24 protein-coding genes are annotated in these 26105 nt (G+C 32.5%); all 24 read right to left on the bottom strand.

The window, feature by feature from the left end; translation table 11 throughout:
• Nucleotides 1-23: 23 nt before the first annotated feature.
• The 24 genes from ACYPXO_RS02790 to ACYPXO_RS02905 all read right to left on the bottom strand — a co-directional run bounded on the left by ACYPXO_RS02790 (nt 24) and on the right by ACYPXO_RS02905 (nt 25918).
• A complete protein-coding gene (locus tag ACYPXO_RS02790; protein WP_459639166.1) occupies nt 24-1232 on the bottom strand; it encodes an LCP family protein in 1209 nt (402 codons plus the stop codon).
• A 119-nt stretch (nt 1233-1351) separates the two neighbouring features.
• Nucleotides 1352-1759: a GtrA family protein gene (locus ACYPXO_RS02795; RefSeq protein ID WP_459639167.1), complete on the bottom strand. Its 408-nt coding sequence runs from the start codon at nt 1757-1759 to the stop codon at nt 1352-1354.
• A 3-nt stretch (nt 1760-1762) separates the two neighbouring features.
• On the bottom strand, nt 1763-2761 hold the full coding sequence (locus ACYPXO_RS02800) for a glycosyltransferase family 2 protein (protein WP_459639168.1): 999 nt from the start codon (nt 2759-2761) through the stop codon (nt 1763-1765).
• A gap of 141 nt (nt 2762-2902) precedes the next feature.
• Nucleotides 2903-3847 carry an ornithine cyclodeaminase gene (locus ACYPXO_RS02805; protein WP_459639169.1) on the bottom strand — a complete coding sequence of 315 codons (945 nt, stop codon included), beginning with the start codon at nt 3845-3847 and terminating at the stop codon, nt 2903-2905.
• A gap of 15 nt (nt 3848-3862) precedes the next feature.
• On the bottom strand, nt 3863-5677 hold the full coding sequence (locus tag ACYPXO_RS02810) for an aminotransferase class I/II-fold pyridoxal phosphate-dependent enzyme (RefSeq protein ID WP_459639170.1): 1815 nt from the start codon (nt 5675-5677) through the stop codon (nt 3863-3865).
• A gap of 30 nt (nt 5678-5707) precedes the next feature.
• Complete coding sequence (locus ACYPXO_RS02815) at nt 5708-6934, bottom strand: DUF1015 domain-containing protein (RefSeq protein WP_459639171.1); 1227 nt, start codon at nt 6932-6934, stop codon at nt 5708-5710.
• Between the two features lie 49 nt (nt 6935-6983).
• On the bottom strand, nt 6984-8327 hold the full coding sequence (locus ACYPXO_RS02820) for a CDP-glycerol glycerophosphotransferase family protein (RefSeq protein WP_459639172.1): 1344 nt from the start codon (nt 8325-8327) through the stop codon (nt 6984-6986).
• An 18-nt stretch (nt 8328-8345) separates the two neighbouring features.
• A complete protein-coding gene (locus ACYPXO_RS02825) occupies nt 8346-9791 on the bottom strand; it encodes a lipopolysaccharide biosynthesis protein (RefSeq protein WP_459639173.1) in 1446 nt (481 codons plus the stop codon).
• Complete coding sequence (locus tag ACYPXO_RS02830) at nt 9788-10567, bottom strand: DapH/DapD/GlmU-related protein (protein ID WP_459639174.1); 780 nt, start codon at nt 10565-10567, stop codon at nt 9788-9790. Before ACYPXO_RS02830 ends, ACYPXO_RS02825 begins: the two co-directional genes overlap by 4 nt.
• 14 nt (nt 10568-10581) lie before the next feature.
• Nucleotides 10582-11676, bottom strand: a complete 1095-nt coding sequence (locus tag ACYPXO_RS02835; RefSeq protein ID WP_459639175.1) for a DegT/DnrJ/EryC1/StrS family aminotransferase — start codon at nt 11674-11676, stop codon at nt 10582-10584.
• A complete protein-coding gene (locus tag ACYPXO_RS02840) occupies nt 11663-12118 on the bottom strand; it encodes a sugar 3,4-ketoisomerase (RefSeq protein ID WP_459639176.1) in 456 nt (151 codons plus the stop codon). The genes ACYPXO_RS02835 and ACYPXO_RS02840 overlap by 14 nt, the downstream gene beginning before the upstream one ends.
• Nucleotides 12118-13032, bottom strand: a complete 915-nt coding sequence (locus tag ACYPXO_RS02845) for a glycosyltransferase (RefSeq protein ID WP_459639177.1) — start codon at nt 13030-13032, stop codon at nt 12118-12120. Before ACYPXO_RS02845 ends, ACYPXO_RS02840 begins: the two co-directional genes overlap by 1 nt.
• Nucleotides 13033-13052: 20 nt before the next feature.
• On the bottom strand, nt 13053-13931 hold the full coding sequence (rfbA, locus tag ACYPXO_RS02850; RefSeq protein ID WP_459639178.1) for a glucose-1-phosphate thymidylyltransferase RfbA: 879 nt from the start codon (nt 13929-13931) through the stop codon (nt 13053-13055).
• 296 nt (nt 13932-14227) lie between these two features.
• On the bottom strand, nt 14228-15496 hold the full coding sequence (locus tag ACYPXO_RS02855) for a glucosyltransferase domain-containing protein (protein ID WP_459639179.1): 1269 nt from the start codon (nt 15494-15496) through the stop codon (nt 14228-14230).
• A 54-nt stretch (nt 15497-15550) separates the two neighbouring features.
• Nucleotides 15551-16633 (bottom strand): dTDP-glucose 4,6-dehydratase, encoded by a 1083-nt coding sequence (gene rfbB / locus ACYPXO_RS02860; protein ID WP_459639180.1) that lies wholly within the window; start codon nt 16631-16633, stop codon nt 15551-15553.
• Between the two features lie 11 nt (nt 16634-16644).
• Complete coding sequence (locus ACYPXO_RS02865) at nt 16645-17202, bottom strand: P-loop NTPase family protein (RefSeq protein WP_459639181.1); 558 nt, start codon at nt 17200-17202, stop codon at nt 16645-16647.
• Between the two features lie 2 nt (nt 17203-17204).
• Nucleotides 17205-17840 (bottom strand): YveK family protein, encoded by a 636-nt coding sequence (locus ACYPXO_RS02870; RefSeq protein WP_459639182.1) that lies wholly within the window; start codon nt 17838-17840, stop codon nt 17205-17207.
• Nucleotides 17825-19009 carry a hypothetical protein gene (locus tag ACYPXO_RS02875; protein WP_459639183.1) on the bottom strand — a complete coding sequence of 395 codons (1185 nt, stop codon included), beginning with the start codon at nt 19007-19009 and terminating at the stop codon, nt 17825-17827. Before ACYPXO_RS02875 ends, ACYPXO_RS02870 begins: the two co-directional genes overlap by 16 nt.
• 113 nt (nt 19010-19122) lie before the next feature.
• On the bottom strand, nt 19123-20211 hold the full coding sequence (locus ACYPXO_RS02880; RefSeq protein ID WP_459639184.1) for a glycosyltransferase family 4 protein: 1089 nt from the start codon (nt 20209-20211) through the stop codon (nt 19123-19125).
• A 13-nt stretch (nt 20212-20224) separates the two neighbouring features.
• Complete coding sequence (locus ACYPXO_RS02885; RefSeq protein ID WP_459639185.1) at nt 20225-21283, bottom strand: glycosyltransferase family 2 protein; 1059 nt, start codon at nt 21281-21283, stop codon at nt 20225-20227.
• Nucleotides 21283-22344, bottom strand: coding sequence for a glycosyltransferase family 2 protein (locus ACYPXO_RS02890; RefSeq protein ID WP_459639186.1), 1062 nt, complete (start codon nt 22342-22344; stop codon nt 21283-21285). The genes ACYPXO_RS02885 and ACYPXO_RS02890 overlap by 1 nt, the downstream gene beginning before the upstream one ends.
• A gap of 30 nt (nt 22345-22374) precedes the next feature.
• Complete coding sequence (locus tag ACYPXO_RS02895; RefSeq protein WP_459639187.1) at nt 22375-23415, bottom strand: acyltransferase family protein; 1041 nt, start codon at nt 23413-23415, stop codon at nt 22375-22377.
• A gap of 5 nt (nt 23416-23420) precedes the next feature.
• Nucleotides 23421-24521 (bottom strand): UDP-galactopyranose mutase, encoded by a 1101-nt coding sequence (glf, locus tag ACYPXO_RS02900; protein WP_459639188.1) that lies wholly within the window; start codon nt 24519-24521, stop codon nt 23421-23423.
• Nucleotides 24521-25918 carry a sugar transferase gene (locus ACYPXO_RS02905; RefSeq protein ID WP_459639189.1) on the bottom strand — a complete coding sequence of 466 codons (1398 nt, stop codon included), beginning with the start codon at nt 25916-25918 and terminating at the stop codon, nt 24521-24523. The genes glf and ACYPXO_RS02905 overlap by 1 nt, the downstream gene beginning before the upstream one ends.
• Nucleotides 25919-26105 lie beyond the last annotated feature (187 nt).

Below are 26105 nucleotides of genomic sequence, written 5' to 3' on the forward strand. Positions count from 1 at the left end.
TAAACACAATCTTTTTATCTCATTTAATTTATCTGAACTTTTGGCTGCGTTTCCATCTGCTCTTCTGGCTTAGCGACACCTTCATTCTTTTTCTTGTCGCTTGGACTTTCCCACTGGGTTTCCGGATCAACCACTCTCTTTCCAACTTTTCTCTCTATTTTTCTGCTAATCGAACGTACTTGAGAAGATGGTTCATATTCTTCCTCACCATACAAAAATTCATGCAACTGCACAACATTATTTTCCAATTTTACCGGAATAACAATGCTTCCTAAGCCCGGCAATGTATCGGTCGTTTTCTCTATTGGAAATCCAATGTTATCTCCTAATTTGTATTTATTAAAAGATTTTGCATAATCTAAAATTTCTGTTGCTGAAAGGCTTGTCTTAATCTTCGGCAACACTATGTCAATAATTTTATTGATTGTTGCCAAATCCGCTCTCAACGCCTTTTCTACCATTTTTTCAATTACATATCTCTGGCGTTCTGCTCTTTTAAAATCTCCGCCTTTTGTGGAACGTATTCTTGCATATGTGGTTGCCTGCACTCCATCCAGCGTCTGCATTCCTGCTTTTGTCACACGATTTGCTTTCTTTCCGGCAATTTGTGCAGTTTCACCTAAAAATTTATTCAAATATGGCACTTCGACTTCGGTAACTTCAATTTCCACACCGCCAAGCAAATCAATCACGTCCGAAATAGCCGCAAAATCTACCGTTACATAATCTTCAATTTCAAGGTCTAAATTGGTATTCAACATATCAATCGCCTGTTTTGGACCGCCGAAACTATATGCTCCGTTACACTTTTGAAGTTCTCCTTCACCTATGTCCAAAAGTGAGTCACGGTATACCGATACCATTTTTACTTCTCTTGTTTTATTATTTAAACTTGCCACAATAATGCAGTCTGTTCTCGTTCCCTCGTCAGACCCTGCTGCTCTGGAATCACTTCCAAAAAGTGCAAAATTCGTAAATCCTTCTCCTACACCTTCATCCAAATCATTCACTGCAATATTTTTCTTAGGAATTTCTTCTGTATTTAACTTGTTTAACTTTGCTGATACATATATAACACCTGATGCAATAAGACAAATCAGAACTCCTAACAGGCAAACTGCAACTTTCTTCCCGATACTTAATCTGAGAAACCAGTTTCCGCGTTTTCTTCTTCGCCGTCTACTTCGTGCAGCCCTTGCTCGCTTCGGGCTTCCCGCTTCTTTCTTCGCCATATATTTACCTCTTTTTTCTTATGTTTGCATATACCTTAAATATTATACACCATGTTAAAGGGGATTACAATATAAAGTGGTGGAATTTTCCTTATCCCTTTTAACCGCTATATACAAATTTATTTAAATGCAAAAAATCTTTGTCCCAAATAATTTAATCCGGTAAAAAATACCATACCAATAATCATAGAAATATTATCAATAACGTTTTTATTTCCAACAAGCAATAATTTCACCAGCGGTTTTGCTAATCCATATGCCAAGAAATAGCATACGACAATATTTAAGATGAATTTTATTACCATTTTCCATGATTTTGTTTTATTCTGAAATGTAAAATATTTATTTAAAAAATAACTCAAAATACTTGTCAAAAAATAATTCATCCCCGACGAAAACCAATATCCACAATGTGCAACATTATATAAAACAAACATAATTGTTGTTCCTACAATCGTATTAATTATCCCCACTATTATAAATTTGAGCATAGATGCGTCAAATAATTCTTTTATCTTTTTATACATATACTAGTTTTTCCCCTTCTTTTCGTCTGCCTCTAAATCGCCGACTCCCTCTTCCCTATCACTATGTTTCAATATCGATTTAGAAATATAAATTGGTCTTTCTTTAACCTGTAAATAAATTCTTCCTAAATACTCACCCATAATCCCCAAAATAATTAACTCAACGCCACCAAGCAAAAGTATCAAGCAAACCAAAGTAGCATACCCTGGTATAGAAATCCCCATAAATATCTTTTGCACACAAATCACAATTAAATATATTAGTGAAATAAGTGATAATATACTTCCCAAAAAAGAAGCAATTTTCAACGGTGCTACTGTGAAAGAAACAATTCCATCTAATGCATACTTTAACAATTTTTTAAAAGACCATTTTGTTGCTCCTGCAAATCGTTCTTCCGGAATATACGATATGTATTCCGTTTCAAATCCAATCCATGAAAATAAACCTTTAGAAAATCTGAAATTTTCTTTCATATCTAAAAGTGATTCAGCAACCCCTCTACGAAATGTTCTAAAATCACTCGCTCCGGATTTAAATTCTATCTCGGTCACTCTATTTATAACTTTATAAAATGTTCCCTTCAATAATGAAATCAACTTATTTTCAATTCTTTCTTCTTGAAAAGCCGCTATACAGTCTGTCGCTTCATTTTCATCTAGCATATGCACCATTCTTTTCACTATACATGGCGGTTGTTGCAAATCAGCATCAATAATGCTCAAGTATTCTCCTCTTGCTTCTTTTAATCCGGCATACATGGCTGCTTCCTTGCCAAAATTTCTCGAAAAATTTATTACGGTTATATTGCTTTTTAAATTTTCATTATATAAATTTTTTAATCTATTATATGTATCATCTTTACTACCATCATTAACAAAAATCACTTCATATGTATAAGAAACATCAGAAAATTCTTCTTTTACAGACTCAAAAAAAGGTTGAATATTATCTTGTTCATTATAACACGGTACTATTAATGATAATTTTATTTGATTCATTCTTCTCTTCCTTTCTTCTATCTATAATTTATAACCTTTTTCATCAAATCTCCCCTGTACATAAAAGAAACTGCCTAAATCGGCAGATTCCTTTACTTTCTATTTTCTTCTTTCTTACTTTTATATAACCAGCACTTCTAATTATTCTATCCAAAATTTTTCTGTTGGTGCATTTAGCGAAATTTCCATGCACTCTTCCATTTTTTCATAAATTTTTCCTGCAAAATACATATCATGCAAAGCAATTCCAATATTATATACTAAAATTCTTTCTTTGTTGTTTTCACGCCCACACACATTATTTAATACAACATCTGAAATTTCAGCAAAAGATTTAAATTGGTTAAAATTTTTAAATCCTTTCACATGACTTGTGTCGTCCGCAAAAACCTTATCAAAAAACAAATCGCAATTTGTAAATCCCCTTGTGTGAATTGGAATTAACAATACTCCTTCATCAAAGCAATCATCCGAACAGACATCTTCCTCAAAAACTGTTGCTGCCGAAACAACAACCTCACTTCCTTTTATTACTTCTTCTATCTCATCATGATATGAAAAAGTAATATTCGGATATTCAGAAAATACCTGTTGAAATAATTCATGTTGATTTTTATATTTCTTCAGTTTAATTTTAAAATGTTTTTCAGGAAAAATAGATAAAAGTACTTTCAATGTTGCACGTGCAGTATTTCCTAAGCCAATAAAGCCAATAATTGAAAATTCCGGATTAGCCAATAATTTTATGGAATGTGCTGCAACTGCCCCTGTACGCATTGTCGTTATCCAGTTTCCATCCATCAAGGCAACATTGTTTCCTGTTTCTAAGTCATATAATAATATTTCACTGTCAAGACTTGGGTTCCTTTTTGGATATCTTGTTACAAGTTTTACTCCACCATAATTGATGGATGGAAGAATAACTGGCATTGTATTATAAAAAACACCTTCGATTTCTGGTTTTAAACTAATCTTAGCCGGAAGCAATGCCTCTTTTTTTTCTTCTATCGCATTAGAAACCCATTCAAAACACTCAAAAGGGGAAATATTCAACTTAAGAATATCATCAAATGTAATAATCTTCATGTAACTTCCTTTCTTTTATACCAATACTGACTTAATCGCCTCTACTAATTTCACATTTTCTTCAGGGCGTTTTACTGCTACCCTAATATATGATTTCCCTGAAAATCCATTTTTAGACGACAAATCCTTAATTAAAATATTATATTCATTCAATAATACTTCTGTAAGTTCTCTACTTGTCATCTTGCCTGTAAGTTCGCACATTAAATAATTTGCCTGTGACGGAATTACTCTCAAATATTCAATTCCATTTAACATCTCTACATATTCTTTACGAACTTCTTTGAATTTTGCCAATGCTTCTTCATAGTTAGATTTATATTTTTCAAAAATTTGCATATAAAATTCTGCAAATGAGTTGATATTCCAAATCGCAACATCTTTTTTCATATCTGCAATTAACTGTAAATCATTTGATGCTAAAATTCCTAAACGTAATCCCGGAACTCCAAAAGATTTAGAAATACTTTTTACTACGATCAAATTATTATATGTCTTTATAATTTCTTCTTCTAACAAAGTAGAACTTTCTTCTGTTTCAGCAAAATCTACAAAAGATTCATCTACAACAAATTTAATCCCCTTCTTTTCTGCCCATTCAGCAACTCTTAATACATCTTTTTTCTCAATATAGTTTCCTGAAGGATTATCCGGATTAATCAATACTAAAAATTGAATGTCTTTATCCTCATAAAAATTCATTAAATCGTCTGCAGAATATCTAAAATCTTTACTTTCGATCCAGTATGGAACAATCTCTTCTTCCTTTTTACGATGTGGATACTCTTCAAATGTCGGATAAATCATACCTATTTTACCTTCATGATTTTCCATCAACGATTTAATTAATTCGGCTGCACCATTTCCAACACAAACCTGCTCTTTATGCAAGCCATAGTATTTTGCGCCTAAAAGACTATTAATTTCCATTCCAGAAGGATATTCACAAAGCAATCTTTCAAAATTTGCTTTAATCTCATCCATAAGTTTTTGATTAGGATAAAATGGGTTTACTAAATAACAAAAATCAATTAGTTGAGGATATCTCCAGTACCCTCCAAATCTTCTGTTAAACTTATTTAATTTTTCCTCTTTTGTAGCAAAAATGGACTCTGCAATATTCAAATCCTGTACATCATCAATCTCATACCATGATTCATGTCCTAGACGTTCTGCCTTAATTTCAGGTTTGTCCAATAAAGTAATCACTTTTAAAACCTGTTCATAATACTCATTATTTCCTAACGCTTTACTATATGCTTCCAAAAACGGAACATAATGGCTATTAGAAAATTCTTTGCTAAACTTATAAATGTTAACTGTCTTGTAGTAGTTTGGAATATCTTCAAAAACAAAATCTTTTTTTCCTAAAAAGTTTTTAATGTTATCTTCTTCATCTAATGTAACTACAGTTCCATCCATCCAACTTTCAAATTTTGCAACTAATGCAAGACTTGGGTATGGATTGTCCAATAAACGCTGTAGCACTGAATCTTCAAAAATCAAATCAGATTCCAACAACAATGTATCATCTTGTACTAAATAATCTTTTGCCATATATAAGGAGTAAATATTATTTGTTTTATAATAAATATCATTATCTACATATTCGATTGGTGTAGAGATATTCAGGCTTCCAATGTATTCCATCAGTTTTTTTCCTTCATATCCTACTACCACTACTATTCTATTTAATTTTAGTGCATCTAACTGAGATAACATTCTTTCAATCATTGTTACTCCATTTACCTCAACCATGCACTTTGTTGCATTACTCGTTAATTCTTTTAAGCGTTTTCCCATTCCCGCTGCCAAAATAATCGCCTGCATTTTTATCTTCCTTTCTGCTTATCCTCACAACTAAATTTGATGAATAAATAATCCACTTCGTAGTTTAGGTTCAAACCATGTGGATTTTGGCGGCATAAGAAGTCCTGCATCAGATACCGCAAAAAGTTCCTGCATAGAAGTAGGATACATTGAAAATGCTACACCATCTTTTGTCTGCTCTTCCAATGCTTTTAAACCTCTGATTCCTCCGATAAATTTTATTCTTTTATCTGTTTTCGGATCTCTAATATTTAATAATGGTTCCAAAACTTTATTCTGTAAAACCGATACATCTAAAGATTCTACAGGATTTTCTGATACCTCTCCTTTAAAAGTAAGAGAATACCATTCATCTCCTAAAAACATACCTATCTCACCTTTCATTTTAGGTGCATACGGCTCTTTCCCTTGAGTACAAATTGAAAAGTCTTTTTCTAACGCTTTTAGAAATGTTTCTTTTGTATAACCATTCAAATCTTCTACAACTCTATTGTAGTCCATAACCATAAGTTCTTCGTCAGGAAAAAGTACGGATAAGAAATAATTAAATTCTTCTGTTCCTGTATAATTAGGATTTTCTTCTCTTCTTTTCAATCCAACTTTTACCGCTGATGCTGCTCTATGATGCCCATCCGCTATGTAAATATGTGGTATTGCTGCAAACAATTCTGCTATTCTATTTACTTCCTGAACTGTATCAATTCTCCAAACGCGATGTGAAATACCGTCTTCAGCAACAAAATCATATAAAGGTTTTTCTTTTTTCTTTTCTGTCACAATATGATTTATGTCATTGTTTGCACGGTAAGTAAGGAAAATCGGACCTGTCTGCGCACTACAAGTATCCACATGACGAATACGATCCAATTCTTTATCTTCTCTTGTATTCTCATGTTTCATAATAATGTTATTCAAATAATCATCTACCGAAGCACAACCTACAATCCCCGTCTGCGCTCTTCCATTCATAATTAATTCATACATATAAAAACATGGGGTTTCGTCTTTGACGAACTCTCCATCCTCAATCATCCGTACTAATGTATCATGTGCTTTCTGATATACTTCCTCACTGTACATATCAAAATCATCGTCAAATTGCGTTTCCGCCCTATCTATTTTCAAAAAAGATTTTGGATTTTTTTCCACTACCTGTTTTGCCTCTTCCCTGTTATAAACATCATATGGGAGTGCTGCAATTTCTTTTGCCAAAGTTTCATTTGGACGAACACTACAAAAAGGTTTTATATTTGCCATAACAAAATCTCCTTATTTTTCTACTATGCTTTGACTAGTATAACATTTTTTAATTTATTTCACAAGAAATTTGATAATCCTTCTCTATCGCATCAACTATTTTTTCTGATGTTTTATCCATATTTGCAAACCGCTTTTTAATCACCTGATTTCTTTTTTCCTGCAAATAATCATTTCCCGACTTCAATTGGTTTATCGTTCCTTGTATTTCCTGCCATGTAGTTCCTTTATATAGCGTTTCTACTACCTCTTTATGTAAAGAGTCTAATGCCATATTTGTGCCACAAAAAATAATTGGTTTACCCGTCACAAAAAATTCCATCATCATAGAGGAAATATCTGTAATAAGTACATCTGCTCCCCAAAATGTATCAACATAACCTCTCTGATTATCAATAACCATATTAGGTGTTTCTGCATATTCTTTTTTTAACTTTTCTACTTCCTCTACAGACATCAAATTTTCTTTTACATAATTATCAAATGCCATTGGATGCGGACGAAACGCCAAATATATTTGTTTATCGCTTTGTGCCAACGCCGTAAATTCATCTTTATAATCAAAGAAATGACTTCCGCCTAATTTTTCGTCAACAGTCCATCTTGGCGTCCATAACACTTTTAACTGCTCTTGCTCACTTCCCCAATTTTTCCATACTGTATTATTTTTGCAATTTATTTTATTCTTTAAGACGCTTTCTAAAATAGGAACTCCTAAATATTTAACCTGTCGTAATCCCTTTTTTGACGTGATCGAAAATTTACGCTTCACTAAATGCTCTAACTCCAAATTACTAACAAAATGATAATAAATATTACGTGCAAATCCTCTTTCATATTCTAAATTCATCGCACTTGATATAGATGCAAAAATCGCATATGGTATGTAACAGGTTTTTGCATATTCCAAAACATTTTTGCTTCGATATATTTCCGGAAGATATGCCTCGTATGGTCTTTGATAGAAAACATAATCCGGCTTCAAGTCTTCTAATGAAACCCAACTTCCATTTTTCTCAGATTGAATAATTTTCGTTAATTCTTCTTTTACCGCATAATCATAAGCAATGTCTTTTTTATGTTTGCCTGTTTTTATGTCATATTCCGGAATGGTAAAGATAATTGTTTCTATATTATCTCTTTTTTTCATTTCTTCATATACAATCTGTTGTTTTTCCCATACCTCCGGCATTTGTAACAAAAATACTACTTTGATTTTTTTATCCGGATTATGCTGCCTTTTTTTAAGATTTCTTAGTTTTTGAAAACTTTTAAAATCTTCCTTTGTCACACGTTGCTTTAAGGCATATACCATTTTTTTGCTTATATTATTATATGGTATCGTACTATCCAAATATATTTCATTTACTTTTGCTTTAAACCTGTTTAACATTCCCATAGCCCTTCTTTTTTATCCTTTACGAACTTCTTTTATTTTCTCGATTATAAGTTTACGTTTCAAGAATAATACGAACAAAATAGCAACAATAATTACATATCTTACGATAACAAATGGATACAACACTGTCATCACAACCATAGTTATCAAAAATCCTATACTTAACATACTCAAAAATTTTGTATCATATAATTTCCAATTTTCTTCCCCGAACTCTTTTTTACATATTTTTTTCATACATGAATAATTTGTCAGGCAGAAAATAATATATGCTATTAAAGTTGTATATCCTGCTGCAATATAGCCAAATACTTTAATGAAAATAAGATTTAGTACCACATTGACAATCGCACTAATAATTGACCCTTTAATTAATAATGTATTTTCTCCAAAATAAAATTCAATATTAATAGACAACTGAGACATAAATAAAAAGAACAGACTGGCCGCAATTGGCGGCACAACCCAAATCGCCTCATAGTATTCCGGTCCTGCAATAAATTTCATTAATTCAGGTGTTACCAAAATAAGCAAACTTAACATAACTGCAACTAACACAGAAATTCCGTTCGCAATATTTTTAATATTTTTCTGCTTCTTATCACGGATGCTTTTATATGTCCATGGAACAAATGAACCATTAATTGCATTAATAACAAAATTCAAAACTAACCCCATGGAATATGCAACTCCATAAATTCCTGCCTTATCTCTACCACTTAAATAGTCAATCATCAATCTATCTGACTGATTAAATACCATCTGCGATAAATAATATGGAATAAGCGGCAAATTAAATTTCAAAGCAAAAATCCAGTATTCTTTTACATATAGAGATTTCCCTTTTTTCCAGTTATAAAAATATAAGATTAGACCGGCAAGAATATTTGCCATAGCACATCCTATAATACGTGCCACTCCTCTATTTTCAGCAGGTATAACTAATAAAATTCCTATAATTGGACTTAACACCGCAATCAGAAGTGTTAATGATACCAGTCCTTTATACTTAATATCAAATCGCTGTTTTCCTGACCAAAATCCCAAAGCCGGTGAAGTAAATAATTCAATAAACATTGTCAACATAAGTACAAATGGAAGTCCTAATAAAGAATCCCAACTTTTATGCGCTATAAAGTAAATGACAAAAATCCCCGCCGTAAATGCTGTGCTTAATCCCTGTAAAGAAGAAATAAATCTATCTCTGTCTTCTTCAAACTTAATCATTGCCGTATTGAAAACACCATATTGCAAATTCAAAGTCGCAAAAATAACAATAAGACTCATCCATGACTGGTATACATTTGTCATACCATATTCTTCTGTTGTTAATAGTCGTGTAAATATAGGGATTGTAAAAAAGGATATTCCTTTTTGAATAATATTACATACGACAAACCATGCTGACGCCTTTGCTTCATTCGATAAATTTTTATATAAATTTATAAAACGTTTCATGAATTACTCCATTCTTCAAATGACTCTTTTTTCCATGGCATTCCTCTATCAAAATGTAATGGCCATGGATATGCTTCTTCCCCTGTAATGTGGTTTTTCACTTCACTTGTCGGTTTTCCCTTTTTTGCAGGAACTCCTACATATGCAAATCCTTCTTCAGAATCACCACCCATAACTGCACCAGCACAAACCAGAACATTTTTTCTGATATGCGTTCCCGGTAAAATAATTGTATTGGAACAGATTGTTGAAAAACTCTCAACCGTTGATCCTTTGATTTCATTTGATGGCGGTGTGAAATCATTGGCAAACAATACCCTTGGACAAATCCAGACATAATCATGAATCTTATTGTCCGCACTAATAAATACATCACTGTGGATATTAACATGATTTCCAATTTCAACCCCATCTTGAATATCCGAATTTGTTCCTATCCTTACAAAATCTCCAATTGTTGTATTTTCTCTTATTGTAACGCGATGTCCCGTCTGAAATTCTTTTCCAATTTTTACATCCCCGTAAATAATCGCACCACTGCGAATAAGACTTCCTTCTCCAATACTTAATTTAGGCTGTTTAAAATTTTCTCTGTCCTTGTAATATCCTGCAAGATGTTCTCCAAGAATGCTATTGGCACCAACAAAAGTATTGGCACCAATTTCTACATTATCATGGATAATTGTTCCACGCTCAATATACACATTATCCCCTAAGATAACGTCCTTTCCTACAAAAACACCATCTTCTAAAATAACATTTTTTCCTTTTTTCATGTACATACCTCTATTTATTTCCACGCATTCAAACATGATATGATATGATCTACTTCTTCGTCCTTTAATCCATAGAACATAGGTAAACTAATCTGTTCGTTTGAAATTTTTTCTGCAATTGGATAATCTCCCTGTTTACATCCTAAGTCCTCATATGCCTTTTGCAAATGAATTGGTATCGGATAGTGTATCATTGTTCCTATATTGTTTTCTGAAAGATATTTGATTAATTCTTCTCTTTTTTCTGAACGAATTGCAAAAATATGCCATACCGGCACATTGTCTTCTTTTACTGTCGGTAACACAATATTAGGATTTTTGATTTCATTCAGATAACGATTCGCAATTTCTCTTCTTCTTTCATTCCATTTATCTAAATGATTCAGTTTGATATTTAAAAATCCGGCCTGCATCTCATCTAATCTTGAATTCGTTCCTTTGTAAATATGGTTATATTTCTGTTCTGAACCATAGTTTCCAATAGCACGAACTTTTCTTGCCAATTCTTCATCATTTGTTGTAATTGCTCCTGCATCTCCCAAAGCGCCCAGATTTTTCCCTGGATAAAAACTAAATCCTGCTGCATCTCCTAAACTTCCTGCCCTTTTCCCTTTATATTCAGCACCATGTGCCTGAGCAGCATCTTCAATTACTTTTAAATTATATTTCTTAGCAATTTCCATAATAGAATCCATGTCGCAAGTTTGTCCATATAAATGAACTGCTATTATGGCCTTTGTTCTATCCGTAATTTTTTCCTCAATTAATTCCGGATTAATTGTATATGTTGCAATGTCCGGTTCTACAAAAACAAGTTTCGCTCCCACATATGTCACTGCTAATGCAGTAGCAATAAATGTATTTGAAGGAATAATGACTTCATCACCTTCCCCAATATCATAAGCCTGAAGAATCATTCGCAATGCTTCCAAACCATTTCCTACACCTATACAATATTTTGCTCCGCAATACTGAGCAAATTTTTTATTAAATGTTTCTTCCTGCTCTCCTTGAATAAACCAATTCTTATCAAACACCTGTTGAAACATTTCTCCCATTTCATTTCTTAATTCTTTGTGCATAATATGAAAATCATTAAATGGTATCATCTGCTTTTCCTCCTCCAAAATATGCTTCTGCCATTTGACAGTATTCCTCATAATCTCTTATATAATCTTCCTCATCATAGTGTTTTGATGCTAACACAAGCAACACTGCACCTTCCGAAAAATCATACATTTCTCTCCAGACCATAGGTCCGATATACAATCCCTTATTTACCTTATCCAAAACAATATGTTCTTCTTCATACGGTGTATTTACTTTGATGGTAACACTTCCATGCAAACAAATAAGCACCTGCTCTAAATCATTATGTGAGTGATACCCTCTTGTTTCATTTTGCGGAACATCTGTGATATAGTACAACCTATTTACTACAAAAGGAATATCCATTCCAACTTCAATTGGTACTAAATGCCCCATATATTTTGTGCTATTTTTTGTATTTACAATATCTTTAAATTCAATCAATTTTGTATTACAAATCATTATTTCCGCCTCTGTGCCTTACAAATACCGACAACACGTTTATACTGCCAATATAAAAATTGGTCAAAATATTTTATTGCTATACGCATTTTTCCTGTTATCGTTTTTGTGCTCTTTCTTTTATAATTATATAAAAACAATCTTCTTCCCTTTCGGTCACATTCTGTTATATGTGGCAACAATACATATTTCTTTATTTTTTCCAAATCCGCACAAATCGCCGGACTTTGTTTGCCACTTGAAACACCGTCGAACAAATAAATCGTAATATACTTGTCCATAAAAACTATTTTTATATGATTTAAAACCAGTTTAAACATAAATGGATAATCTTCGATGAGTTTCATTCTTTCATCATATTTTCCAACTTTATCATAAACTTCTTTTTTATAAAATGTCGCCGGAGCACAAAAGCAATTTTCATTAAACATCTTCTGATAAATCTTATCCCTATTTCCTTCTTTTAACAGTTTAATAAGATGTTTCTCCGGTAAACACGTTGTTTTTTGAGGATTAGAAACAGAAATCCCCTGCATTTTTCCTGTAACAACTTCCGCCTCTTTCTTAAGAAACTCCTCTACTACCTCTTTAATAATCTCTCTTGAAGCATAATAATCTCCACATCCTAAGAAGCCAATAATATCTCCTGTAGCTAATTCTAATGCTCCATTAATATTTTTTACCGTTCCTTCATTTTGATCAAGATGTTTCAAAATAATTTTTTTATTTCTTTCTTCCGCTTTTCTTTTAAATGGTAAAAACATTTCTTCTTGATAGTTTTCTGAGCCGTCATCACTAATAATAATTTCTATATTTTGATAAGTCTGCTCAAGAATTGCTTCCATCGTCTTATTTAATCCGCTAAAATCTTTATATGTCAGAACAATAATCGTTACAAGTAAATCCTGTTTCATTTTTCTTCCTCTTTATTTCACTAATGTCCTTTGGCTATTTCCAACAAATACTCCCCATACGGTGTATTAGGTAATTCCAAAGCCAGTTTTTCCAACTGTTCACTATCAATAAATCCTCTCTTATATGCTATCTCTTCTATACAAGACACATATAAGCCCTGTCTTTTCTGGAAAGTCGCAACAAAATTTGCTGCTTCTAACAATCCGTCCGGTGTTCCCGTATCAAGCCATGCAAATCCTCTGCCAAGCAGTTCTACTTTTAGTTTTCCTCTTTTTAAGTATTCATTATTTACGCTTGTAATTTCTTTCTCTCCTCTTGCTGAAGGTTCTACGGTCTTTGCAATTTCCACGACATCGTTATCATAAAAATATAACCCCGGAACAGCATAATTTGTTTTCGGGTTTTCCGGTTTTTCTTCAATTGACAATACATTTAAGTCATCATCAAATTCAACAACACCATATGCACTTGGTTCTTTTACATAATACCCGAAAATAGTTGCGCCTTCCGTTCTTTCTGTAGCATTCTTCAGTACATCCGACAAACTTTGTCCGTAGAAAATATTATCTCCTAAAATTAATGCTACATCATCATCTCCAATAAAATCTTCTCCAATAATAAATGCTTCTGCCAAACCATTCGGCTGTTCTTGAACGGCATAGGAAAGTTCAATTCCCATCTTATGTCCATCCCCTAGCAAATTTCTAAATCCATCAATATCTTTTGGTGTAGAAATAATTAAAATTTCCCTAATATTTGCCAACAATAAAATAGATAATGGATAATAAATCATCGGCTTGTCATATACAGGAACGATTTGTTTTGAGATTACTTTTGTCAGGGGGTATAATCTACTTCCCGTGCCTCCTGCAAGAATAATTCCTTTTCTTTTTTTCATATTTTCATCTCCAATTCTTTCATCATGTACAGTTTATTTTAATACTAATTTACATTTTCCAATTTAATTATTATTGCGTCATCAATTACCTTAATGGAGTTAGCATTAGGCCAACACGGCATATTAATTACTTCCTTATTTTTCTCAAATTGTCTAACGGTATTTTCATCAGCAGTAGGTATAAAATACCCAAAATAATTGAGAATCCATACATTTCTCGTATAAGAATTCAATAGATTCTTTTCCATTCCTCCATACATCTCTACTTGTCCCCAAGAGTTCCAAACTAGAGGATCTTATATTTTACTTCCTATAAACACCCACTTTTTAGAAGTGTCAAATCCTTCTGACATCCTAACCTGAGTCACTAATGAATTCAAATAGTTTTCCGTCTGTTGATTTGTATAATACATCGCCGTATAATTGACATTTGCTTGATATGCATAATTACATAATATAATAATGAGAATAACTATTGAACTCTTTTTACACATCTTCCAAATCTTAGTATCGACTGGCACTGTATTATATATTACTACCGGCATTAATAAAACCACCGAAAATCCCAGAACCATCAATGTATAAATATTACTATTAGGACACATTACAACAATAAAGTTAACAGCAAACGGAAAAAGAACCATTAATAATATGATTACCGCTGTCATCTGTATTTTTTTATACTTTTTGCAAAAATAAAATAGTGCAAAAACAGTTGTAATCCCTAACAATATATATCCTATTTCCAGTATAGCAGTAGATGATAAATTACAATAGTCCGATAAAGGCATTTTACAAAAAGAAACAAACGTTTTCATCATCAACTGAGGAATGTCCTTTAAATTTATTTTTCCCATTTCTGAAACACCTTGATAACTGCCCAAAGATACATCATAAATGTTCAGACAAACTTTTAAACTAGCATAATAGCATGCCAATCCGACACATAAAATAAAACAATAATATATTCCTCTACACAAGATTTTCTTATAATTTGTTTTTTCTAAAGATTTCTTAATTAAAAGCAATACCATAAGGCTAATCGTAAACGGTAAATACGCTTGATATATCCCTAGTGAAACTGCTATGCAAATTACTGATATTACTGAGCCATATTTTATTTTTTCCAAAGCCAAAACTGCCACTGCTGCTAATAAAATAGCCACGCCATAGTGTACAACTGTATATCTATAAAATAAAGTAGCTGTTGTAGTTGGAAAAGAAACAAAAATCGCACCTATTAAAGTACCTATTTTCCAAGATTTAATTTGAAAAATTTCCATTACTACCCCTACTAAAAGAGATAACAAAAGAATAAATATAATCCCATTCACATATGGTATATTATAATCTCCCCATACATTGTGTATTAAATCTCCCAAAATAGTTAATGCCCAACGTCCTGATTCTATTCCTGTCCCATAACCGTAAGGCGTAACAGATATATTATCATGGTTATGCATGATCGTCACTAACCCAAACAAATGTATTGTAATTCCTATCAAAAAGGTAAACAGCATCGCTCTAATTTTAGGATTTTCTATTGCTTTCCTATTCTTTTCCATGTTACTCCCCCACATATTAAAATGTACTGTATATTTCATTTTTCAATATATACACTATCTATTTCCATACATTTCCTTGTAGTATTTCTGATAAGAACCACTTGTAACATTTTTCATCCAGTCTTCATGCTCCAAATACCACTGAATTGTTTTCTTAATTCCCACTTCAAATTTCGTTTCAGGCGTCCAGCCTACTTCTTTTTCTATCTTATCCGGTGCGATTGCATAACGTCTATCATGTCCCTTTCTATCTGTCACATACGTAATGAGTGATTTTGAAATATTTTTTCTTCTCTCATCACTTTCCGGTAAGAGTTCTAGTAGCGTGTCTAAAATGATGTGTATAATTTCAATATTTTGTTTTTCATTATGCCCACCAATATTATATGTTTCATATAATCTTCCTTTTTCTTGAACAGCATCAATTCCCCTTACATGATCCTCTACATATAACCAATCCCTTACATTTTTGCCATCACCGTATACTGGAAGTTTTTCTCCCTTTAATGCATTATTAATTACAAGCGGAATCAACTTCTCTGGAAATTGATATGGTCCGTAGTTATTACTGCAATTTGTAATATTTGCCGGAAAATGATATGTGTCCATATATGATTTCACTAAAAAGTCAGAAGATGCTTTACTTGCGGAATATGGACTATGTGGATCATATGGCGTTGTTTCATAAAAATACTCATCATTATTTTCAAGAGAACCATATACTTCATCTGTAGATACATGAAGAAATCTCTTGCCTTCTTTGTAAACACCGTCGCTAACTTCCCATGCTTTTTTTGCCGCATTTAACAGAACCAATGTTCCCAATACATTTGTTTTAATAAATATTTCCGGTTCTTTGATACTTCTATCCACATGGCTTTCTGCTGCAAAGTGTACTACCCGATCAATATCATTTTCTTCAAATATTTTCTCAATTGCTTCCCTGTCACAAATATCTGCTTTTACAAACTCATAGTTTGGAAGATTTTCCACCTCTGATAAATTTTCCAAATTTCCCGCATAAGTTAACTTGTCCACATTAATAACTTTAATATTTTCCCCATATGTTTTTAACATATAATGAATATAATTTGAACCGATAAATCCTGCTCCACCTGTTACCAAATATGTTCTCATTTTGTTCCTCCTTACATTCTAAGCCATTTCTTTTTTTCATGGTACTCATTCAAAACTACTCCAGCCAAACGAATGTTTAATGCTTTTAACTGATGTACCATCTTTCCTACTTCTGCTCCATCTTCACAGTCTTTTTCAACCACAATAAAATTGTTTTCACAAACACTTGCGATTCTCTTAGCAATACTGTTCTCTTCCATACTCATCATATCCATAATGATATAATCATAGTCTTCTTGATATTCTTTAACCAGTTGCGTAAACTTTTCACTATACACAATCTCTTCTAAATGGAACATATCCTTTAAAACAACACTTTTTACTAATCCTGATACACTCTCAGCATTTTTCAACTCTTTTTCTAAAAAGTTTTTTGTTTCCTCTCCACTTTCTTTTTTGAAAGACAAATATACAACCTTTTTCCCTGCTTTTGATAAACTTTCCACAAGTTTGCGTGCTACAAAAGTTTTTCCTGTCTTTTTCGATAAACTGGTAATTCCCCAAACTTTATCTTCAGATAACAAGACAATTTCTCTTAAGTTTTCAATATCAACTGTTGTTTTTCCCATAACTATCTCCTTTTTACTGTAGCCAAACATTCAAGTTCCGTATAATACTGCACATCTTCCTCTGTTCTGATTTTTTTATCCGATACAAACCAAATAAAAAGTCCTAATGCTGCTAAAATCGCACCTGCAATGAAGCCTAAAACTAATTTCATGATACTTACTCCACCTTCACTGCTTGTAGCTGTTTTCTTAAATGTTTCCACACTGATACTGTTGTCTTTGTATTTTTCCTGCATCCATTTTTCAGATGCTTCCACATAACGATTTAATAATTTCTCATCTTCTTTTACATCTTGAGCTGACATTGTAAGTGTATAACAACTTGATTCTACCTCTGTTGTAATTCCACTCAAAAGTGCTTTTTCTTCTTTTGAAAATTCATTTGAGTTCACTAATGTATTTCCACTTATCAGCCCTTTATAAGCGTCAAAAAAAACATTTCTTTTTGTTTCTATTGTTTCTTTCTGTTCTGCCTCTAAATCATATACTAAATAAACACTTTGTGTAACTGTTGCTTCGGATTTTCCTTTTAAAACAACTCCCATTGCTCCTGCAACAATAACACCTGCTAAAATAATCACCCAAATATTTAAGATGTACATCTTAAATAATCTTCCAAAACTTAAATCTCTCTCCATTCTTTTTTCCTCCATCGTTCATATTGTTCCAGTGCCATTATCCATATAAATATCGGTATACATGAAAAAAGTATTTCTCCTTTTACCTCAAATACGATACAAAGCAATAACACCCATAAATACATTGTTTTGTTTGCTGATTTCATTCCTGTATTAAATAGTCTTAATCCCAGTGGTATATAGAAACTTAAATATCTCAATAAGGCAAAACCTATACCACCAAATAGCAATGACCTCATAATTCCGGCATCTGTTGACATATAATATCCTTTTAAAGTTGTGTACATTCCATCGCCGAATAAAATGGTTCTTATCTCAGGAAGAAACAACATCTGCTCTAACAACACATTAGACGACTCTGTTTCAAACTTTCCTGTTTTTGCAAAAGTAACAAATAAATCAAACGCCCAGTTAAACCATGTTTTAATCGTATCATTTCTACTTTGCAAAATAAAAAGTGCAATACATCCCATCACTCCCGCTACAATTACGCCGACTAAAATCTTAGGACGTTTTTTCATAAGCCTAATAAATAATACAACTAATACACAGCCGCCAAATAATGAACCTACTCTTCCATAAAACAAAGTTCCCACTAACAAGAATAATGAAATTCCCACATTTATCCAAATTCGTTTTTGTTTGATTCTCGTTTCAATAAGATAGCTGTTAAATATAATAGCCAGCACACATTTAAATGTATACTCAAAACCTGAAAATCCACCCCAGCCATATCTTGTTTTATATCTTGCATCCATAGCCATTAATTTAGAATGATCACTTTCTTTTATCAACTGATAAAAAACATCCTTTATCCCCGGAAATAGCATCATAATAATTGTGCTGCATATGTATAAGCAACAAGAATATATGAAATATTTCATAAATGTTTCTTTTGTTGCTTCCGGTACGTTTTTAATAATTACAAGAACTATAAATAACATTCTTATTAAAATTTTCACCATACCTAATATTGAATCTGTCAGATAAGTAAAATCTCCGGTATTATACATAACCGGTATAACTAAACTTAAACAAATTAATATAACTATTCCCGATACACAAATCAATGCTTCTGAATGTGCAATAGACGAAACTATTTTTTTCAGGTAATTCAAATTCAATGCAATATACGCAAGAGGAATAATATATGCCCATATATATAACACTATACTCCCTTTTGTCGTAATAAAAGGAAAAAAGTGATATGCACATAGCAATAATATCCAAAATTTAAACTCACCCTTTTCCCAAAACAAACTTTTCACCTATTCACCTTCTTTTATATTTCTTCTATTAACTGTTTCCATTGTTTAATAATCTCGTTCTCAGAAAATTTTGATAAATTTTCTTCTGCTTTTTCTGACATTCTTTCTCTTAATGAAGCATCATAAATCAAATTTTCTATCGCCTCCGCCATTTTTTCTTTGTCATATGGAGGAATAAGAATGCCATCCATTCCATCTCGAATAATCTCGTTCGGACCGCTTATAATATCAAAACTAACACATGGTAAATGGTTTGCTTTTGCTTCCAACAAAACCAATGGCAGACCTTCTCTATACGAGGTCAAAACAAACATTGCTGCCTGTCCATAAATGGATGAAACATCTGATACCTCCCCTTTTAGAACAACCTGATTATTTAATTTCTCATCTTTTATTTGTTGTTCTATCTCTGAAAATGTATCCCCATTTCCATAAATATACCATTTCCATTCCTCATGTTTCCTTAATACCCTTTTTGCAACTTCAACTAAATTGTCATACCCTTTTTCTTTACTAAATCTTCCTACGGATAAAATAATTTTAGATTCAGAATTATACTCCGCACGAGTATTCAAAATTTCTTCCGTTATGCTATTATAAATAAAACCTACTTTTTTATCAGACAATCTAAATTTTTCTTTATAATCTTCTGCATTTTGTTTTGTCAAAGTAATTACTTTCTTAGAAAAAACAGAAGTAATATAACGCACTATTGTAATTTTCCTTTCATGCCATCTGCTCAATAACGCCTCATGATCACAAAAGATATTTTTACATTTCAAACCTAGTGTCATTAAAATTACCGGAAGTGAAACTTGAAATCCCATTAAAAACAAAATATCAATTTGCTTTTCTTTAATCAGTTTTCTTAATTTTTTTCTTCCTTTTATGAGGAGTTCTCTTCCTCTGCAATCCTCTTCGGAAATATATTCCAATCCTTTTATTTGGGAATTAAGCACATATTTTGTTTCTGTACCACTTTTTACCAGAGATACTATATAAACCTCATAATCTTTACTTAGTTTATTCGCCAAACCAACCAATACTTGATTGATTCCACCTAAAATACTCATATCCCATGAAACAAACATTATCTTCTTCATCAGATATTCTCCACTACTTTAATTTATCAAATGCTGTTTTTGATTTTGTCTGCATCGCATATATCGTTTTTCCCAATAATAAATTGGCTATCGCAATTTTACTTTTAAATACTAAATTACATACTTTTTCCTGTTTAGAATTTCCTCTTGCATTCTGACACGCTTCTTTAGAATGGACGTCCCTTAGCAATTTTTTCACACGCATATACTGTTCTTTAAAACTATAGTTTCCTGCCGGCGAACAATTTCGCACAATACCTGCAATAGCGTGTTTAATATATATGTTTGCAGTCTGCTCTTTGCACTTTCCTGTATACACGCCATTTTTCTCCAAAAGATTTTTCATACAATCAAATCTCAAATTCATAATCTCAAGAAAATCCGGTAAAAACCTCTGTGTTAACGCATCTTTTGACGCCTTCACATAATGATAGCCCGTACAATCCACAACAGACAGTGTTAAAATTTCATCCCAAAATTCTGTGTTAAACATAAAATCTTCGATTAAAACCTGTTTTGAAAAGGATAGTTGCCTTTTTTCTATGATTTCTTTTTTATACAGTTTATTCCATGTGTATGCGAACATTTTAGCGGTATCTATATAAGCGGCTTTTGAAATAACTTCTTCTCTTTTAGTCCAATATCCTGCCTGCATTTTTACTTCTCTGCTGATATTAACCTGTTCTCTATTCTCATCCATTGTATCATGCTTATAGCCTGATACAATTAAGTCCGCCCCTTTTCCGCCTAGGAACATCTTTTCAAAAGTATCCTTTTCTACCCAGTCATCCGCATCAACAAATCCGACATACTCACCTGTCGCAATCTCCAACGCTGAATTTCTTGCTGCGCTCAATCCTTCATTTTTGTCCTTTTTGATTAAGCGAACTCTGCTATCACTGTCTGCCAATTTTTCTAAAACTTTTCTCGTAGCATCCTTACTTCCGTCATCAACTGCTATAATCTCAATGTTTTTCAAATTCTGTTTTAAAATACTTCCTATACAATTTTCAACTACTTTTTCCGCATTGTATGCAGGAACAATTACACTGACTGCAATTTTATTTTCCATTATCTTCCCACCTTTAATTTGGTAAATAATTTTGTGTTTTTCGTTTTTACATAAGTAATTGTTTTTGCCTCCAAGTAAGTTAAGAAAGTACAATGCCATTTAATCGGCAGCAACAATATTTTCATATATAAAGAACGTGGTTTTGCCAATTTACCCATTTCATTAATTCTTGGATTTTTCAGCATTTTCTTAATTTCTTTTTTCTTTTCTTTTGCTGTCATCTCGCATTTTGGATTTGTAATATTTTCTACGCATCCTACAAAACGTTCCATATAACGTCTGGCAATCATTTCCATACTTTCCGGACCGCCAACTTTCCATTCTTTGTACAGGTTCACCATCCAGCCGTGTTCCTCTTCACGTTTCTCATACATTCCCGGTCTGTATGCCGCTGTTTCTGATTCTGTTCTCGCTCTAAGGAAATGATAATACTGTTTAGAAGTTACCGTAACTCTCTCTACATTTCTCACCACGCTTACATTAAATGGAAAATCATCCCAAAACGTCGTTGGGAAACGCAAGTTGTTTTCCATAACATATTTCGCTTCAAACAACTTATTCCACGGTGTATATAAAAGATTTTTATCAAACAATTTATACGCATTTCTGCGGAAAGATTCTTTGTTCGGATAAACTGCATCTTCCACATAATAGTCGTCTGTCATATATCCATCTTTTCCACAGTATGTGTCAATATAAAATCCTGCTACAACCAGTTGTGCATTATCGCGTTTAGCAAGGTTATACATATCTTCCAACATAGTCGGTTCTGCCCAGTCATCAGAATCAAGGAAATAGAAATACTCTCCTTTTGCCATTTCGATTGCCATATTTCTTGCACTTGGCGCACCGCCGTTTTCTTTGTGAATCACATGGATTCTGTCATCCTTTTCTGCATAGGCATCACAGATTTCACCACTCTTATCCGGAGTTCCGTCATCTACAATCAAAAATTCCCATTCTTTTAATGTCTGTGCCTGAATACTCTCAATGGCTTTTCCTACATATTCTTCTACTTTATATACAGGCATAATGATACTTACTTTTATATTATTTTCCATCTTTTTTCTTGTATAGTTACTAACCAGTTACTATACTCCCCTTTCATTGTTTACTTTTTGTTTTCCACAATATACATTTCTTAAAAATGCTATTTTATGTATTATATAAATCATGGCAATAGACCAAATCACTTTACCTATAAATACAACTGCCAATACTATAGGATAAGAAAATTTTCCGCTCAATACAGACCATGGGAATGTATTTAATTCAACTAAGTGAAAGCATAATACAATCAAAGAATTTTTCCCATACAGACTCAGTAATTCTGCGATTTTTCCACATCTCTTTTCAAGAAGTTTTGAAAACTTTAAAATCAAAAATGTTGCACTAACAGCTCCTATCACATCTAGGAAGCCCCCGCCATAATTATTTCCAACCATATAAAGTTTTCCACTGTATATAACCGCTAATCCCCAAAATATTGCCGACAAACAAATTACTTGTCTATTATCTTCATATGCTTTCAACATATTTTTCTGCTTTATAAAATATCCTATCTGAATAAAGAATATTGCACTTAATCCTGCTTGAATACTCATTGGCAACCATACTATTTTTGCAGTAATATAACCCACTATAGAAACTATTGTTCCCCACACATATGGATTTTTACTTTTCAAAAGGAAATGAAAAATCACATCTGCCCAAAACATTGCCAATAAAAACCAAATTGCTCCAATTATTCTAAAATTCCATTTTAAAAAATGGGTAAATGTTCCACTTCCATAAACAGATGCTAACAACCATGATTTTACATTTTCTAAAATTCCTGCCATTTCAACTCCCTGACGTAGTTGAAACAGCGTAGAAAATATAATCACAAAAATGCAAGTCATAATATATGGAAGTATTAGCGTTTTTATTTTTGTTATAATATACTTTGTATTACTAATTTCTTTTTTTTTGAAAAAATATCCGTTAATCAAAAAGAATAAAGGCATATGAAAACTAAAAATAAAATCTCCCATTTTTATCGGAATTGACATATGACCTAAAATAACTGCCAACATTCCTATTCCCTTTGCAATATCAAACGCTTTTTCTCTCTGGCTCATTTCTACTTTCATCTTTTCTATGCTAACTCTTTTTCCACCAACTGAAATGCTGACTCTATTACTTTATCCATATCGTAGTATTTATACTCTGCCAAACGTCCACCTAAAATCAAATTGCTTTCTTTGTCCGCTCTTTCTCTATATTTCTGATACAATTCTTGATTTTTCTCATCGTTAATCGGATAATATGGCTCCATTCCTTCTTTCCAGTCTGCAGGATACTCTTTCGTAATGACAGTTTTTTCCTGTGTGCCATATTCAAAATGTTTATGCTCAATCACGCGTGTGTAAGGTGTTTCCCTGTCCGTATAATTTACAACCGCTACACCTTGATGATTTTCTTCATTTAATACTTCTGATTCAAAATGAAGACTTCTGTATTCCAATTTTCCATAACAGAAATCATAAAGTGAATCCAAAGTTCCCGTATACAATACTTTTTCACCTAAAGCATTATATTTTTCTCTGTTTTCATTGTAATCTACACCAAGTTCAACATCGCATCCTTCAAACAACGCATCAATTAAAACATTGTAACCGCCAATAGGAATACCCTGATATAAATCATTAAAGTAATTGTTGTCATAAGTATATCTGACAGGTAATCTTTTAATGATAAATGATGGAAGTTCTTTACAATCTCTTCCCCATTGTTTCTCAGTGTATCCCTTAATTAATTTCTTATAAATATCTTCTCCAACCAGACTTATTGCCTGTTCTTCAAGATTCTGCGGTTCTCCGCTAATTACTGCACGTTGTCTGTCAATAATCTCTTTCGCTTCTTTCGGCGTCGCCACTCCCCACATTTTACTAAATGTATTCATGTTAAATGGCATATTATAAATTTCTCCTTTGTAATTCGCAATCGGTGAATTTGTATAACGGTTAAATTCAACTAATGCATTTACAAAATCCCATACTTTACGGTTACTTGTGTGGAAAATATGTGCGCCATATTTATGAACATGGATTCCTTCCATATCTTCACAGTAAATATTTCCTCCCAATGTTTCTCTTTTTTCCACAACTAAACATTTTTTACCCTGCTTGTGTGCAAAGTAAGCAAATGTCCCTGCAAATAATCCTCCGCCTACAATGACATAATCATATTTCTTCATTATTCATACTCCTTTTCATCGTTCTCTGCCGCACGGAAAACATATTCCTGTCCACCGCCATTTGTTTTAAACGCTTCCGTACTGTCAGATTTTAACAGTACAATAAATGTCTGGAAAATCAACTGTATATCTTTTAAAATATTAAACTGCTCAATATACATCATATCCATAATAAGTTTATCTTTCGGTGTTGTGTTATATTTTCCCGCAATCTGTGCATATCCTGTTAAACCGGCTTTTACACGAAGACGGTATCTGAACTCCGGAAGTTGTTTTTCATACTCATTTACATTTTCTAACATTTCAGGACGCGGTCCTACAAAGCTCATATCCCCTTTTAATATATTAAGTAACTGAGGAAGTTCGTCCATACGAATTTTTCTTAAAATTTTTCCCGGTTTTGTAATTCTGTCATCGTCATCTGTAACCGAACGGTTTTCTACATTTTCTTTCATTGTACGGAATTTATATACTTCAAATACTCTTCCATTTAATGTTGCACGTTTTTGCTTAAAGAAAATCGGACCTCCGTCATATAACTTAATTGCAATTGCACTGACAATCCAAATCGGTGATGTTAAAATTCCAAGCACAATAGCAAGTCCCATATCGAGAAGTTTCTTTGCAATTCTCTGTTCCATTGTCCACGCTTTTACATTCGCATTTAAAACGGACACATCATCAAGCAAATAGTACTTGGCATTCATCTCCACAATATCTTCTATTTCCGGATTGAAATAAATATTAATTTTATTCTTGTAACAATACTGTACGATTTTACTTCTCTCCACAATCGGAACATCTTGAATAAATACAGTATCTGCTTTATCCATAGTTTCCCATATTGCTTTATCTTTATAATCTAAAATATAGTCAATTTTATACTGTTTCTTAAAACGTAAAATAGCTCTTACGATACAATCTAAACTTTCCTGAGAAGATGTAATAATACAACAACTTTCCGGCTGATGTATTTTGAAAAACAATGCATTTCCCGCATATGAAAAGATAACGATTATAATAACCTGTACGATATATGTTATTATTAATGCCCCTATACTGCTTAATCTAAACGCAGCAATACTAGGAGTAATCGTATTCATAATCATCAATTGCAAATATACAACTGCATCCGTAAAAAATGTTGCCAAACTAATTGAATATATAATCGGTTTACTTTTTCTTCGACCGACATCATACATTCCGTAAATCCTTAAAAACAGTATACCGACCACAGCAAATGTCGTCATCGTAATTCCCATCGTTCTGGACAACCGAATTAAAGATGGATTTTCTTCTGACAAAATCAGAATAAACACCCCCATCAATGATAAATATAGAATTATTTTAATAACAAGCCACATCGTAGCCTCGAATTTTCTTATCCAATATTTCATTTTTACACCACCTATTACAATATCACTCCTCATTATAAACGATAGTATAGTATTCCGCAAGGTTTCTTTCCTTAATTATATCTTATTTTGTAATATTTTTGTAACATTTCACAATATTATTAACCGCCATTTCTTTTATCTATACTAAAATAACATCTCTCTTCTCCCAATCATAACCACCCGTCCA

The organism is Faecalimonas canis (assembly GCF_054601575.1).

Coding starts and splice junctions, on each gene's coding strand:
- ACYPXO_RS02885 (WP_459639185.1), bottom strand. CDS start 21,283: ATGGAAAATAAAATTGCAGTCAGTGTAATTGTTCCTGCATACAATGCG.
- ACYPXO_RS02800 (WP_459639168.1), bottom strand. CDS start 2,761: ATGAATCAAATAAAATTATCATTAATAGTACCGTGTTATAATGAACAA.
- ACYPXO_RS02820 (WP_459639172.1), bottom strand. CDS start 8,327: ATGTTAAACAGGTTTAAAGCAAAAGTAAATGAAATATATTTGGATAGT.
- ACYPXO_RS02870 (WP_459639182.1), bottom strand. CDS start 17,840: ATGGAGAGAGATTTAAGTTTTGGAAGATTATTTAAGATGTACATCTTA.
- ACYPXO_RS02895 (WP_459639187.1), bottom strand. CDS start 23,415: ATGAAAGTAGAAATGAGCCAGAGAGAAAAAGCGTTTGATATTGCAAAG.
- ACYPXO_RS02810 (WP_459639170.1), bottom strand. CDS start 5,677: ATGCAGGCGATTATTTTGGCAGCGGGAATGGGAAAACGCTTAAAAGAA.
- ACYPXO_RS02790 (WP_459639166.1), bottom strand. CDS start 1,232: ATGGCGAAGAAAGAAGCGGGAAGCCCGAAGCGAGCAAGGGCTGCACGA.
- ACYPXO_RS02825 (WP_459639173.1), bottom strand. CDS start 9,791: ATGAAACGTTTTATAAATTTATATAAAAATTTATCGAATGAAGCAAAG.
- rfbA (WP_459639178.1), bottom strand. CDS start 13,931: ATGAAAAAAAGAAAAGGAATTATTCTTGCAGGAGGCACGGGAAGTAGA.
- ACYPXO_RS02805 (WP_459639169.1), bottom strand. CDS start 3,847: ATGAAGATTATTACATTTGATGATATTCTTAAGTTGAATATTTCCCCT.
- ACYPXO_RS02835 (WP_459639175.1), bottom strand. CDS start 11,676: ATGATACCATTTAATGATTTTCATATTATGCACAAAGAATTAAGAAAT.
- glf (WP_459639188.1), bottom strand. CDS start 24,521: ATGAAGAAATATGATTATGTCATTGTAGGCGGAGGATTATTTGCAGGG.
- ACYPXO_RS02795 (WP_459639167.1), bottom strand. CDS start 1,759: ATGTATAAAAAGATAAAAGAATTATTTGACGCATCTATGCTCAAATTT.
- ACYPXO_RS02845 (WP_459639177.1), bottom strand. CDS start 13,032: ATGAAACAGGATTTACTTGTAACGATTATTGTTCTGACATATAAAGAT.
- ACYPXO_RS02830 (WP_459639174.1), bottom strand. CDS start 10,567: ATGAAAAAAGGAAAAAATGTTATTTTAGAAGATGGTGTTTTTGTAGGA.
- ACYPXO_RS02855 (WP_459639179.1), bottom strand. CDS start 15,496: ATGGAAAAGAATAGGAAAGCAATAGAAAATCCTAAAATTAGAGCGATG.
- ACYPXO_RS02815 (WP_459639171.1), bottom strand. CDS start 6,934: ATGGCAAATATAAAACCTTTTTGTAGTGTTCGTCCAAATGAAACTTTG.
- ACYPXO_RS02865 (WP_459639181.1), bottom strand. CDS start 17,202: ATGGGAAAAACAACAGTTGATATTGAAAACTTAAGAGAAATTGTCTTG.
- ACYPXO_RS02890 (WP_459639186.1), bottom strand. CDS start 22,344: ATGGAAAATAATATAAAAGTAAGTATCATTATGCCTGTATATAAAGTA.
- ACYPXO_RS02840 (WP_459639176.1), bottom strand. CDS start 12,118: ATGATTTGTAATACAAAATTGATTGAATTTAAAGATATTGTAAATACA.
- ACYPXO_RS02905 (WP_459639189.1), bottom strand. CDS start 25,918: ATGAAATATTGGATAAGAAAATTCGAGGCTACGATGTGGCTTGTTATT.
- rfbB (WP_459639180.1), bottom strand. CDS start 16,633: ATGAGAACATATTTGGTAACAGGTGGAGCAGGATTTATCGGTTCAAAT.
- ACYPXO_RS02880 (WP_459639184.1), bottom strand. CDS start 20,211: ATGAAGAAGATAATGTTTGTTTCATGGGATATGAGTATTTTAGGTGGA.